This is a genomic window from Psychrobacillus sp. NPDC058041, assembly GCF_042885655.1.
Classification (GTDB): Bacteria; Bacillota; Bacilli; order Bacillales_A; family Planococcaceae; genus Psychrobacillus.
Genome location: NZ_JBHVRO010000018.1, coordinates 18,050 through 32,076, shown reverse-complemented (window position 1 = coordinate 32,076; position 14,027 = coordinate 18,050). Strand labels below are relative to the sequence as shown.

Annotated in this window: 15 protein-coding genes; 2 read left to right on the top strand and 13 right to left on the bottom strand. The window is 31.9% G+C overall.

Annotated elements, in window-relative coordinates:
• Positions 1-69: 69 nt before the first annotated feature.
• The 13 genes from rfbA to ACFVR1_RS18890 form a co-directional block, all read right to left on the bottom strand.
• Positions 70-945 carry a glucose-1-phosphate thymidylyltransferase RfbA gene (gene rfbA / locus ACFVR1_RS18950; protein WP_387586247.1) on the bottom strand — a complete coding sequence of 292 codons (876 nt, stop codon included), beginning with the start codon at positions 943-945 and terminating at the stop codon, positions 70-72.
• The gene (locus ACFVR1_RS18945; RefSeq protein WP_387586246.1) at positions 942-2,072 is read right to left on the bottom strand and encodes a DegT/DnrJ/EryC1/StrS family aminotransferase; all 1,131 of its coding nucleotides are present in this window, start codon (positions 2,070-2,072) and stop codon (positions 942-944) included. The genes rfbA and ACFVR1_RS18945 overlap by 4 nt, the downstream gene beginning before the upstream one ends.
• Entirely contained in the window at positions 2,069-3,571 is a 1,503-nt protein-coding gene (locus tag ACFVR1_RS18940; protein WP_387586245.1) for a lipopolysaccharide biosynthesis protein, read from the bottom strand. The genes ACFVR1_RS18945 and ACFVR1_RS18940 overlap by 4 nt, the downstream gene beginning before the upstream one ends.
• A 21-nt stretch (positions 3,572-3,592) precedes the next feature.
• Positions 3,593-4,501 carry a glycosyltransferase gene (locus ACFVR1_RS18935; protein ID WP_387586244.1) on the bottom strand — a complete coding sequence of 303 codons (909 nt, stop codon included), beginning with the start codon at positions 4,499-4,501 and terminating at the stop codon, positions 3,593-3,595.
• Positions 4,502-4,673: 172 nt separating this feature from the next.
• Positions 4,674-5,369 carry a CpsD/CapB family tyrosine-protein kinase gene (locus ACFVR1_RS18930; protein ID WP_387586243.1) on the bottom strand — a complete coding sequence of 232 codons (696 nt, stop codon included), beginning with the start codon at positions 5,367-5,369 and terminating at the stop codon, positions 4,674-4,676.
• Complete coding sequence (locus ACFVR1_RS18925) at positions 5,362-6,102, bottom strand: YveK family protein (RefSeq protein ID WP_387586242.1); 741 nt, start codon at positions 6,100-6,102, stop codon at positions 5,362-5,364. Before ACFVR1_RS18925 ends, ACFVR1_RS18930 begins: the two co-directional genes overlap by 8 nt.
• Positions 6,103-6,148: 46 nt before the next feature.
• Positions 6,149-6,916, bottom strand: coding sequence for a tyrosine-protein phosphatase (locus ACFVR1_RS18920; protein ID WP_387586241.1), 768 nt, complete (start codon positions 6,914-6,916; stop codon positions 6,149-6,151).
• Between the two features lie 79 nt (positions 6,917-6,995).
• On the bottom strand, positions 6,996-7,649 hold the full coding sequence (locus ACFVR1_RS18915; RefSeq protein ID WP_387586240.1) for a sugar transferase: 654 nt from the start codon (positions 7,647-7,649) through the stop codon (positions 6,996-6,998).
• 193 nt (positions 7,650-7,842) lie between these two features.
• A complete protein-coding gene (locus tag ACFVR1_RS18910) occupies positions 7,843-8,838 on the bottom strand; it encodes a hypothetical protein (RefSeq protein WP_387586239.1) in 996 nt (331 codons plus the stop codon).
• Positions 8,828-9,352, bottom strand: a complete 525-nt coding sequence (locus ACFVR1_RS18905; RefSeq protein ID WP_387586238.1) for an RNA polymerase sigma factor — start codon at positions 9,350-9,352, stop codon at positions 8,828-8,830. The genes ACFVR1_RS18910 and ACFVR1_RS18905 overlap by 11 nt, the downstream gene beginning before the upstream one ends.
• An 82-nt stretch (positions 9,353-9,434) precedes the next feature.
• On the bottom strand, positions 9,435-11,339 hold the full coding sequence (locus ACFVR1_RS18900) for an ABC transporter permease subunit (protein WP_387586237.1): 1,905 nt from the start codon (positions 11,337-11,339) through the stop codon (positions 9,435-9,437).
• Between the two features lie 30 nt (positions 11,340-11,369).
• On the bottom strand, positions 11,370-11,693 hold the full coding sequence (locus tag ACFVR1_RS18895) for a hypothetical protein (RefSeq protein WP_387586236.1): 324 nt from the start codon (positions 11,691-11,693) through the stop codon (positions 11,370-11,372).
• A 189-nt stretch (positions 11,694-11,882) separates the two neighbouring features.
• Positions 11,883-12,206: a hypothetical protein gene (locus tag ACFVR1_RS18890; protein ID WP_387586235.1), complete on the bottom strand. Its 324-nt coding sequence runs from the start codon at positions 12,204-12,206 to the stop codon at positions 11,883-11,885.
• A 466-nt stretch (positions 12,207-12,672) separates the two neighbouring features.
• On the opposite strand from ACFVR1_RS18890, the gene ACFVR1_RS18885 reads away from it, so the two are divergent.
• Both ACFVR1_RS18885 and ACFVR1_RS18880 read left to right on the top strand, forming a co-directional pair.
• The gene (locus tag ACFVR1_RS18885; RefSeq protein WP_387586234.1) at positions 12,673-13,248 is read left to right on the top strand and encodes a manganese efflux pump; all 576 of its coding nucleotides are present in this window, start codon (positions 12,673-12,675) and stop codon (positions 13,246-13,248) included.
• Between the two features lie 116 nt (positions 13,249-13,364).
• Entirely contained in the window at positions 13,365-14,009 is a 645-nt protein-coding gene (locus ACFVR1_RS18880; RefSeq protein ID WP_387586233.1) for a DUF1232 domain-containing protein, read from the top strand.
• The last annotated feature ends 18 nt before the right edge of the window (positions 14,010-14,027 follow it).

The following is a 14,027-nucleotide window of genomic DNA, read 5'->3' as shown; positions in this document are numbered from 1 at the left end:
AAATTAAATTGTAGTAATAATGTATTTTTTGTAAGGAAAACCTTTTATTAGTTTGTAAAATTTTATTCTTTATGATCTTACGTAGTTAGAAACATCCACCAAATATTTTCCGTAGTTTGTCTTCATTAACGGTTCGGCCAATTGTAATAACTGTTGCTTCGATATATAATTTCTTCTAAAGGCTATTTCCTCAATACATGCAACATATAATCCTTGTCTATTTTGAATTGCTTCAACAAAATTAGAAGCTTCCAAAAGTGACTCATGTGTACCAGTATCTAACCATGCTAATCCTCTACCCATAATTTTCACTTTTAGCTCACCTTTTCGAAGATACTCATTGATAATAGAAGTGATTTCTACTTCCCCCCGTTCAGATGGCTTTACTTTTTTTGCAATTTTCGTTACTTTATTATCAAAAAAATATAACCCTGGTACTGCATAGGTTGACTTTGGATATTCTGGTTTTTCTTCAACGGAAATTGCATTGTTACTATCATCAACCTCTACCACGCCATATGCTCTTGGATCTTTCACATTACACCCAAATATCATTGCACCTTTTGATAAATTCGCTGCCTCATGCACAGTGTTACCAAAATCTGAACCATAGAAGATATTGTCTCCTAACACTAAAGCAACCGAAGATTCAGCTATAAATTTCTCTCCGATTAGAAAAGCTTCAGCCAAACCCCCAGGACTTTCCTGAATCGCATATTGCAATTTCATGCCAAGCTTACTACCATCTCCTAATAATTCTTCAAAACTTTCAATATCTCTATTAGTTGAAATGACTAATATTTCTCTAATTCCTGCGAGCATCAATACTGATAGTGGATAATAAATCATCGGTTTATCATAAACTGGTAGCATTTGCTTAGACATTGCTTTTGTGAGTGGATATAGCCTTGTACCTAATCCTCCTGCCAAAATAATTCCTTTCATATAAAGTCACGTATCACTTTACATATTTTCTCCACAGACTCTAGTTGTAATTCTCCATAGAACGGCATGGCTAATACTTGTTTAACTGCCTTTTGTGCAAACGGAAGATTTTCTTTTCTGGCAGATTCCAAATGCTTATACCATTGAAAATCGCTACAAAGAGGATAGAAATATTTACGTGTAAATACATTAAACTCTTTTAGTTTTTCAAACACCATATCCCTTGATTTTCCATACAACTCTTCTTCAATTTGGATTACGAAATACTGATAACTACTGTTCTCACCTTCTAATTTTGTCAGTACACTAATCCCAGGGATTTCTGCTAAGTTTCGTTCGTATACTCTCTTAATTTCGTGTCTCTTATGCCGTTCATCTTCAATCATTTTTAACACTTCAATTCCTATAACTGACTGAATTTCGTTTAATTTTGCATTTAAACCGGATATTTTCACCTCATCAGAATTTGCTATTCCAAAGTTTTTTAGTTGGTTTAATGTTTCTGATAAATTTGCATCATGGTAAACGAGTCCTCCCCCCTCAACCGTATTGAAAAGTTTAGTTGCATGGAAGCTGAACATAGTCATATCGCCAAATTTACTTATCGGATGACCTCCAACTTTTGCTCCAAAGACATGTGCACCGTCATAAATTACTTTCAATTTATATTTATTTGCGATAGCTTGAATCTGTTCTACGTCGCATGGATTTCCAAATGTGTGAACAGCTAATATTGCAGAAGTTTTATCAGTAATGAGAGATTCTATTTTTGCGGCATCTAGTGTAAGTGTAGTAGGTTCAATATCACAAAATACTGGGGTTAAATTATTCCAATCCAGAGCTTGAACCGTGGCAGGAAATGTGAATGGTGTTGTAATGACCTCTCCAGTAATATCTAAGGCTTTTAAACCTAAGAGTAGCGCTAATGTTCCATTATTAAATAAAGATAAATTTTCTGCTTGTAAATACTTTTTTAATTCTTCCTCCAACTTATGTTGTTGAGGACCATTATTCGTAAGCCATTTACTTTCCCATACTTGATCTAGCCTACTACATACTTCATGAAGTTTGGGAAGAAGTGGTCTTGTAACATAGATAGGTTCCTTAAACATAATTTCGATGATCAATAACCTCCTCTAGAAAATATTTTGACTAGTGACCAATTTTTTGCCTTTAAAACTAACGGATTAATTATTTTATATAAATCAATTAATTCACGAACTCTAAAAAGTTTACAAAAAAATATATATACAAAAATGCCTATTGTAATTTGACATAGCAACTTAAGTATATAATTGTCAGGTAATATTGAACTTGCTGAAAGTACTACGGCTCCCATTAGAATGGAGTTAAAAAACATAGGAGCTAATTCTTTCAACTGATTTTTAGTCGAATAATCCATTAATCTAGCAGAATGGTACGTATTTATAAATAAAGATATGAACGAACTAATAATGGCTGTCCAAATTAATCCAATGATACCTAAACCAAAAATTAATGACAAAGAAATTAATATGGTTATAACTACTTTCTTAATGATTTCTAAAAATAAAAAAAGGTCAGATCTCCCTTTTACTTGGAGAATATTGAGATTTAAAGCATGAATAGGGTATAACATTCCTGCAATGCATAAAAGTTGAAAATAAAATACTGAAGGTAGCCACTTTTGACCAAAGATTATTTGAAAAAGTGGAGTTGCAATTGCTGCAGCACCAATCATAAAAGGAAAATTAACAAAACTAGTTAGTGTAATCATCTTCCTAAATAAGGACTTAAGTCTTTCATCATCATCTTGCGAATTACTTAGTACTGGGTATGTTACTCGTTGCACTGTTAGAAATATAGATTGAGCGGCCATATCATTTAATTTTACTGCGTTTGTATAATAACCAAGTTGAGTAGCAGTGTAATACTTACCAATGATTAAAAAGTATAAATTATTATAAATTGAATCAATAATTCCTGAAAGAAGTAGCTTATATCCAAATTTAAAAAATTTTTTAAATGATATTATGTTAAATGTTAACGAAGGAATCCACCGAACAAAGTACCATAATAATAAAGTTTGTATGAATTGAATCAAAATCATATTAGTAACTAAACTCCAGATACCAAAGCCTAAGAAGGCCATAGAAATTGAGATACCTCCAGATATAAAAACTGCGAATATATTTATTTTCGTCAATGTTTTAAAGTCGAGGATTTTGGTAAGTTTTACTCTTTGAATTATTGCTAAAGAACTTATTATTAGTACTAAAGAAAGTACACGAATAATTTCTGTCAAGTGGAGAGAGTTAAAAAAAATACTTATAGAAGGAGCACTCAAAAACAAAATAATATAAATAAAGATGGAGATGAAAAAATTAAAATGAAATATTGTAGAATAGTCATCTTGACTGGTATTCTGATCCCTTATTAATGCTTGTGAAAAACCACAGTCAATTAATGAGGTTGAAATTGAAACTAATATCAAAACCATACCAATAATCCCAAAATTCTCGGGTAATAAGAGCCTAGTCAAGACAATTTGAATTAAAAATTGAGTTCCATTTTTCGCTAAAAAATCTGCAGTACTCCATAGCAAACCTATCATAGTTTTTCTTTTTATAAACTTCTGATCCTCCATATACTTTCTCCAATCAATAAATCAAAACATTAATAGGTACTTTCTAAAACGAAGTAGAAGAATATAGTTATTTGGAAAATATAATCTGATATAGTATTTCAATTTATCTTTTATGCTTAAATTAGCAACATAGTTAGAGTATCTTGCTTTTTTTAATTCTTTTTTATTTCGTTCAAGTAAATGTATTTGAACTTCAAAGGGTATTTTTGATAAATCTAACTCATTATAATATTTATAGTCCGAAAATTTATTTATATTTTCAAATAGCTCAATAAAACCCTTATTTTTATTTATTTGCTTATTTACATCCAAACTTTCTTTTCTCCAATTGTCTGTAACAGATCCTTTTACACCAACTCTATAGACACTCATCACTTCATCTAAATAGTGTGCATAACCTTTACTCGATGCAATTAATTTCATTGCATTATCCCCCACTATTGCATATTCGTACCATTTCGGAGGGGATTCCATAATATGCTTAGGATAGATATAAGAAGCGGTTGGGATAAAACCTAATAATGCTAATTCACCTGTATTATAATTACTATTTGCGCCTCTATAATTGGGATTAGCTTTATTAATCAGAGTATTCTTTAAATACACGGAATTATCTTTCCTTACATTTTGGATGTATGCATTGTGAAAACATAAGGTACATTCTGAATTTCCCTCTAAATAATCCACTTGTTTTTGCAGTTTGTATGGATCAATCCAATAGTCGTCACCTTCACAATCAGCAATATATTTACCTTTACTAGCATTAAAAACTCTTTTCGAATTCACTTTAGCCCCTACATTATTCTCTGAAGTAATGATTCGAATTTTTTCAGGATACTTTTGTACATACTCTTCAACTATTAGTCTTGTATTATCTGTGCTGCAATCCTCACCAATAAGTATTTCATAATCAAAATTAGTTTTTTGCATTAGAAAGCCTTCAATTGCATCTGCAATATATTTTTCATGATTGTAGGTAATACAATTAATGCTTACTAGAATATTCATAGTTCACCTGTTTTCATTTTTTATAATTGTTAAATAAAAATTCATTACCAAAATTAGTTTTCAAGCAGTTTTCAATTTCTATTTTTTCACTTGGTTATCCGTAGTACTGGTAATAATAATGATCCTTTTCAAGTTTATAATTGTTAAGAATCGTACCAATTATATTTGCTTTTGAGGCTTCTAGTATTTCTTTTGCTTTCACAATACTTTTTTTCTCTGTTAAGCCCGAGCTGATTACAAGAATAGTACCATCACATTTATTAGATAGAATTTGTGCATCCGAAACTGAAAGGGCTGGAGGAGAATCGAAAATAATCATGTCATAAATCTCTCTTATTTCTTTTATAAAATTATCCATAGAACTTGATCCAAGAAGTTCGGCAGGATTGGAGGGAATTGGACCACAAGTAATTAGGTGTAATCCAATAATTCCAGATTCCTTTATTACTTCATTAATATTCCAATGGCCCGTCAGCAAGTTGGTTATACCAGGTGAATTGGACTTTTCAAAAGTGTAATGCATTGTAGGTTTTCTCAAATCAGCATCTACGAGGAGCACTTTTTTTCCTTCTTGAGCAAAGGTAATTGCAACGTTTGCAGCTGAAGTAGATTTTCCTTCTCCAATAGATGAAGAAGTAAATAAAAGTGTTCTCAAATCCTTATTTGGAAGTGAAAAGTTAATGTTTGTCCGAACCGTTCGGAACTGCTCCGAAATGATGGATCTAGGACTAACATTTGTCACAAGTTTCCTTGCAGCAAACTGCTTCAATTTCTTTTTCTTATTAAACACTTTTTGAACCTCTTTTCTTTTGGCGGATAGTTAATTCTTTTGTTCTTTTTAAATTTTTTTTTGAAATCGGGCTAATTAGTCCTAGTATTGGTAACCCCAGCAGTTCTTCAATGTCCTGCTCGTTTTTTATCGTTGTATCTAAGTACTCTAGGAGAAAAGTTATTCCCACTCCGAGCATTAATCCGATTACTGCTGCTATTGCCATGTTAAAGATTGGATTAGGTTTAACAGGAGAAATATTGTTTGTGTCTTCAGCTAGTGAGAGAATGTTTACATTATCCACATTCATCAATGTCTTAATTTCTACTCGGAAAACTTCAGCTGTCATATTGGCAATATCAATAGCTTTTTGCAACTCTGGATCTTCTACTCTAATGTTGACAACTTGAGAGTTTTGTTTATTAAAAACGGTTATTTTTGGATTTAGTAATCCTGGTGTCATATTTAAATTTAAATTTTCAATTACTTTTGATAGAATAATTGGACTTTTTATGATCTCATTGTATGTGTCGATTAATTGGAGGTTCGTTTGAATGTCTTGAGTGTTTAGTTGTCCTCGCTGGGATTCCTTTTGATTTATGAGAATTTGTGTTGATGCTTGGTAAATTGGTGTCAGAAAGTAATAGCTGAATACACCAGTAATTGATACTACTATAACTAGAATAGTAATAATGAGCATAAGCCGTTTCTTTATTGTTTTAAAAAGTTCAAGTAGATTAATTGTTTCATCCATAAAAGTGATGCCCCCCTTTGTTCTCCAATACGAATAGCATCAAGTGTTAATTCATATATGACGATTTTTTTTTGAAACTAATTGGTGGTAACGGTAGAAATTCTGTACCAAAAATGATATGGTTGGCATTTTCACAATAGTAAGTAACATGGCTTTGGGAAAATTTCTTTTTAACATATTGATAAGCCTTTTTTAACAAAAATGGCCTTTTTAAATAATGATGTGCATCTGAAGATATAAAGTGTACTAAATTGTGTTTGATTAATACTTTCGTGAACTTTTTTAAACTTCTACCATTAATCCCTATTAAACTCGAAGCTGTGATTTGAATAAGTGCCCCTTTACTTACGAACTCGTATAGCAATTGTTTGTTTCTTCTTAGTACAGCATTTCTTTCTGGATGTGCAATAATTGGAATGTATCCTTTTAGTTGGATTTTATAAAAAATTTCTAACGTACAAGAAGGGATATGGTTACTAGGTAGTTCAATTAATAAATACTTTCCGCTATTTGCGAGAGTTAATAGATTATCCTCCAGTTCATCGAGAATATAATTAACAGATAGATAAATTTCTTGGCCAGGTAAAATTTTTAATGGGATATTTTTTAGAGTAAGTTCTCTGTAAAAACGGGCAACTGCTTCTTTTACTATTAAAGAAGAATTAGTGTATTTGCCATTTAGATGATGTGGAGTAGCAATTATATGTGTTATCCCATTTGCTACTGCATTTGCAGCAAGTAATATCGCTTCCTCCATGGATTGTGCCCCATCATCTAGTCCAGGTAAAATGTGATTATGGATATCTACTAACACCTGTTTACTGCCCCTTTAGTAGAAATGGTAATAATTGATTGAATTACTTGTCCCTATAACCTATGAAACACAAATACTTTTAAAATGCACCTTTTCCCGTAATCACAATAACAATCGTTCGTATTACAATTTTTAAATCCAGTAAAAATGAACAATTTTGCACATAGTACAAATCACGCAGAATTTTTTCTCCGTGTGTAATATTTGATCTCCCATGAACTTGCGCATAACCAGTAATTCCAGGCTTAACGAGTAGTCGTTTCTTTTGTTCAGTAGAATAATGATTTGTAATTTCTATCATTTCTGGTCTCGGTCCCACAAAGCTCATATCTCCTTTTAGTACATTCCATAATTGTGGGATTTCATCTATACTGAACTTCCTATATATTTTTCCTAAGGCTGTAACATTTAAATGTTCTGGTTTAGCAAATGAAAAGTCTTTAGGTACTTCATGTTGCCATTCATATTGATGACTACTAGATTCCTCTGACTCAATTTGCATTGTTCGAAATTTCCAAATCATAAATGGAACATTATTCAACCCTGATCGAAATTGTTTAAAAAATACTGGCCTTCCGGTAAAAAGAAGGAGAATAATAGAAAATAAAAATATTAAAGGAATAAAAAATACTATAAGTAAAACGCTACCTACAATGTCTGCAATCCGCTTACCATATCGTTGATATAGGAAACGATTGTTTTGCTGCAATGTTATATCTTTCAAGCTTTCCAAAACGCAGCCTCCTTTAATATTTAAAAAACCTGAGCTACTAAGAAAGTATATTCACCTTCCCTACTAAAAAAGAACTAACTAAATGATTTGCAGGACAAGTTAATTGAAACAAAAATAAGCTGTCGCTAGGTTTATTTCCCTAGGACAGCTCATAAATATTATTTTGCAGTATTATAAAAACTAAATTTTCAGACTAATATAAAATATTTTTTGCAATTGTGATTAGATCTCTACTATCCACAATTTTACCCTCCATTTTTGCTGTGAACCTTACAGATACGAGCAACTTCTTTGAGTTATTTTCTACTACAAAAAAGAGTTGCTGAAAAAATGGATCGTATAAGTATTCTATCCCTAACTCTGTGATCTTGGTATACGAAGCTACATTTTCTGTAGTAGATAGCCCTTCTTGTGCAGATTGTAGTTTAATTTCAATACCACCAAAGCTTCCTTTACTTTCATTATACATAAGCGATACTTCGCTTATATCGTCTGTCAGCCAACCCTCCCTTATAGTATATTCCACATTATTCTCCTTCGCTTCCTTATACATTTCTTCAGACAATGCTTCGAACTCACCAACTCCGAGATTTGGCGTCTTATAATATATCTTACCTTCTGTAAGTACATATTTATTTAATGATTCGTTGTCGAAGAACAGTGACCCTTTAACCTCTTCTGGAATTTGTATGTCATCATTTAAGAGGAGGCTGCCTTTAAATTCTAAAGGAATTTGGGAAACACTCGCAATTTCCTCTCCTTTAAATATCATAGCTAAGGCAGTTAATCCGAGCTCTTCATAACCATCAACTGCTAAAAAGTATTTTATTTTTCCTTTAGGCATTGTCTCCTGAAGATTATTCGTTATCCATCTATATTTTTTCATGACTTCATCATATTTTCTATGTGGCGCTGCTTCTTCCTGAGTCATTGTTTTCATCTCGAAAACTTGTTTCCCCTCCGAATTAAACAATCTCCACCCCGTATATTGCATGGCTGTAGCTATAGATGCAGTAAAAAAAATAGATAGAAAAATGGCGATAAACGAAGCTCTTAAATAAATAGGTCTAGATATCTTTTTTCGTTCCATTATTTTATTCTTAAGAGAATTGCTATGCTCTACTTCTGGGATGGATTGGCTTTTCAAACGTGCTTCAAATTCTTCATACGTTTTAATTTTATTGTCCATTTTCGGATCTCCTTTCAATTATTTTTTGGATTTTCGCTTTTATTCGCTCAAACCTCTTTCTAGAAGTTGGGATACTAATATCTAAAATAGACGCTATTTCTTTAAAGTCTTTATCTTCTATTATTCTTAATACGATCAATGCTCTTTCTTTTGGTTTCAATTGGGACAATATGTAACTTAATTCAAAGTCACTATAATCATTTGTATCTTCTTTTGGAAACAGACCTTTTTCAGTAAATGGAATAAATTCAACAAGCTTTTTTCTCTTAATTTTATTTAGACAATGGTTGTAGGCAATTCTATATAGCCAAGCACTGCTATTATTTATTTCCACAAGTTTTCTATTTTGAAATGCTTTGATAAATACTTCCTGTGTAGCATCTTCTGCATCGTGCGCATTCCTCAAGATGTTAAAGCAATACCTATAGATTTTCTTATGGTACTCCTTTAGTAATTCCTCCACCTTTGTCTCATGCGACTCTTCGATTACATATTCCGTTACATTTGTATACACTGTCTATGCACCTCCTTTTTCTTCTCTCTATATGTAAGACAAACAACTACATCATAATGTGACATTAAAAAAACACCGGATATTATAAACCGGTGTTATTCCTTTTATAAATTGTAGGTTTCTTCGATATCCCATCTGCTATCATATTAAAACAATAGATTAAGAGCATGAAAACTAATAAAGGTGGAATAATCATCCAAAATTGCTTTGTTACAAAGACATCTTTCGATATTGCTATCATCCCGGAAATCTCATATATATCAGGCTTTAATCGATGTGGTGTGTCTGGGTAAAATGCCGCTCCCCCAACAAAAATCGAAAGTATCCCTAAATGTACTAACATTTGAAGCACTTGTACAATATGCTGTGTCCAAAACAAAACTAGCTTTGACCATAACTGTGGATTAATATGTTTCCATATGACCCAGGTTAATGACCCACCCATAATAACGGAATTTTGAACATACTCTTTTTTTAAGGTTTCATTCATTTCATTTCCAATTGAACTCATTGTGACTGGTAAGACTATGATTGACATGATTAGAACTTGTAACACTAATCGCTCCGTTAATGTAGTATTCCAACCTCCTGTGGAATTAATAAGTACTGGATATAACAAGATATATACAAGCAAAGTTAAAGGTAGAAAATGCATGCCATCTGCAACCGCATTTATTAGTTTTCGGCTTTTATTATTCATATAAAATACATACACAATCGCTAATACATATCCAGCAATTACTCGAATCGTTGCAATAATTAAAGTAAGCAGTATAGTGTATTTCACACCCACTAATAACTGTTGAAAAATAGAATAACCATACGGATCTGTTCCAAAGAATACATGTTTAGATGGAGGATGCGGTGCTCTGCTTAGTAACTTTCCATCTTCATTATAGATATAATTAATTTGATCGATTTGATCATGAAATATAATGGTGTATAAAAAACTAATAGATAGCAGCACAAGCACGATTAAAAGTGGGAAGATTATGTCCCAGCGCTTGAATTGAATTCTAAAAGTTGATAAGCTGATTCTTTTATTGCTAATTTTAAATAGGGGATGTAATTGTTGCTTATGTAAAAATGGCAAATTATATTTCTCAAAAACGACATTTCTCTCAACGTTCCCTTTATACACAAGATTCTCTACGTACGAATAAAAGATAAAAAATGGTGTAAAGACAGAGAAAAGAATAAATGTTATACCTGTGGGGCTAAAATCCGCTCTTAAATAATAAAGAATTCCCTCCATCCCAAATAGATATTCAATAATAACTAAAGAGGATAATGTTAGCCAAATAATTGACTTAGACTGAAAAAATGCACTTTTCAAGACGTTGGAACTACAATGCTTTATTAATATTTCTACCTTATTCAAACCCTTAGATTTTGCCAATTCCACATATGGCTGGTTCAACTCCTCGTTATATAGTAAAAGGAAAAGTTTGGAAAATAATAGTGTCGGAATAACTGATAAGCATACGATAGGGGCAACATATACCAAATTACCACCTAAACTATAAAAAGATAAAATCCGGTACCCAGTTGCTAAATATACTTGAACTACAACCATTTGAATCAGAAAGACGTATGAAAAATCGGGAAATGACTCTAGAATTTTGGTTATTTGTAAAACGATTTTTTTTATTTTTCTATTCGATAACATTGTTATTAACGCCAATAAGAGTGCAGTAATAAAAGACAACAATATAGATAAAATTAGAACAGACATAGAGTATAAATAAGGCCCTTTAAAATATTCGAGGAAAGATACTTCTCCTCTACCCTGTGTGAAAGAAATATAATAGCTAAGATGCCATTTAGATGGATCCGCTAAATCCTTTAATAACCCAACAAAAGTCTTGAAATACACGTGAAAATCAAAAGCATCATTTATTGTAAATAGCGCAGGTGTGCAGCTAATTAACATAATCCCAAGTAAGCCGAGCAAAAATTTAAATAAAACGCTTACAAATCTACTCATATTAAACTCTCCTATCTAACTTCCAACATATCAATTGAAAAAATACTCCCTATAAATGAAGAAAGAAACTACAAGTGTAAGTAGAAAATAAATAAGAGATCCTATAAAAACGAAAGATACACTGTTTACTCGATGAGTAAAGTCCATTTTTATACCTGTTTGACCTTGTATTTGCACATCCATTTGCCGACTCTTTGTCCCACTTTTATTTGTGAAGATATAAATTATAAATATCGCCACAATTCCAAAAGGAATCGCAATATCAATAAAACTAGCATTAAATAAGAATGTAATAATCCAATTTACAATTCCTAAACTTACTACAGTAATTAGTAAAGTAATCATTTTTCTCATAATATCCCTCCGTTTAATCAAACTAGATTTCTTTATTTTCTAAAATTTCTCCCTGTTAAAAGGTTCATTTAGTGTAAATAGCGCGGTTGTGCTACTAATAAACATATTACCTAAGAAGCCGAGCAAAAATTTAAATAAAACGCTTACAAATCTACTCATATTCAACTCTCCTATCTAACTTCCAACATATCAATTGAAAAAATACTCCCTATATATGAAGAAAGTAGCTACAATCATCAATAGAAAATAAATAACAGATCCTAAAAAAACAAAAGACATACTGTTTATTCTATTAATGAAATCCATTCTTTGTTCAATTAGCCCATGTACTTCCAAATTCATTTGTCGATTCAACCTCCCAGTTTCCATTGTGAACATATAAACAATAAATATGGCCACAATTCCAAAAGGAACCGCAAAATCTATATAACTAGCATTTAATAAGAATGTAATAATCCAATGTGCAATTCCTAAACTTACTATAGTAATTAATAAAGTAATTATTTTTCTCATAATATCCCCCGTTTAAATCAAACTAGGTTTCTTTATTTTCTAAATTTTCTCCCTTAAATTCATTTACGTTTATATATTGAATAAGTTTCAAAAAAATTTCCAACATCAGTAAAAAGACAGAAAACCACAAGCGCAGAGTATCTTGTCTTCATTATTTCCTGAGTGCTTTCCAGAGTGCTTTACACGAAACATTTGCTAATGTGGTTACTCGTCGCAAAAAGAATTTTGGCTACACTTTCTACGGTAATCTTGTGGATGTTTGTCCGTCACTATATTGGAATTTATTAGTACACGAAACATTTGGAGAATCATCTTCAACTTTTACTCGTCCTACTTTATATCCAATAATAAAATACATTTTTGTATTCAGAATAAATCGTTGACTTTTTGTCAATATTTTTTTAAATTGACAAGCACTATTTGTCAACACCCTCAATATAATGTAAAAAAATAAGGGGTGTTTTCATTGGTTTTGTTAGTTATTTTAGCTTTTGCAGTTTCATCAAGTATAGATAATTTAGCAGTAGGAATATCTTATGGGATTCGTGAAATTCATATTGGGGTAGTTAAAAATTTTTTGATTGCGATTATTTGTTTTCTCATGAGTATGGCCGGAATTTCATTTGGAATTTGGCTATCATCCTTTCTTCCTGGAGTATTACCTGTAATTGTTGGAGCATTTCTCCTCTTTGTTATTGGTATTCGAATTATTCTCTTAGCAAGATCTTCTAACAGCGGAGCAATAAAAACGGATACTAAAAGTAATAACCTAGGGATTATTGGATGGGGAGAATCCATTTTTCTTGGCATAGCATTGTCTGCGAACGCTCTTACCAATGGCTTAAGTGCAGGTTTACTTGGCTTTTCCCCATTGGCTATCTCAGCAACTGCGGCAATCGGGAGTTATATTAGCATTTGGATTGGTGTTAAATTAGGTGTAAAACTATCATCAGTTCGAATTGGGAAGTTTACAGTTGGTCAATTTGGATCTGTTTTAAGCGGAGCTATCATTATTGTAATCGCTGTTACTTCATTCTTTTAGTGCTGCCTTTGAGTGGTTTTATCGTTGACAAAATGTCAACGCAGATATACACTTCATACAGCGATTTGTTTTTTATTCGGAACAAGTAACAACAAATGTAGAAAGGAGAAGTGAATATGCCTGAGGGAAACACGAATAACAATTTCGGCTTATTATTAAAGGAAATTTTGAAAAAACGTTCGTTGTCCATGCGAAGATTAAGTGAAATTACCGAAATAGATACAGCTACAATCTCTCGTATTATTAACGGGAAACGAAAAGTAAACCTACAACACTTACAAAGATTTTCTGAATGCCTTGAAATTCCAATGGCAGAGCTTTTTGAAGCCGCCGGTTATCCTATTGAACATGCGCAAGAAAATTCTGATTCGGATATTTATACAGCAGTTGAAGAGATCCAAGATATTATTACGAAGGCAAATCTAGTAGATGATAAGTTTTCAATTGCACGTGTCGAACAACATTTATCTAATTACGGACATTACTCACAAACAGAAGAAGGTAATAAAACTATTCTTACAAGCTTTGAGGAAAAGCTTCAGAAAGTGGGTAGTATAGGTCCATTTATTAATGAATTGAAAGAACTATTCGAGAAGTTTCGTCACAGAAAGGGCACTGCACATGAACTTGTGTTAATTGGAGGAGCACTCTTGTATTTTATAATACCCGTTGATGTTATTCCGGATTATATATTTCCAATTGGCTATTTAGATGATGCGATTGCTGTACAATTTGTGCTAAATTCTTTCATGAAAAAATAACTAACAATATAAACGGTA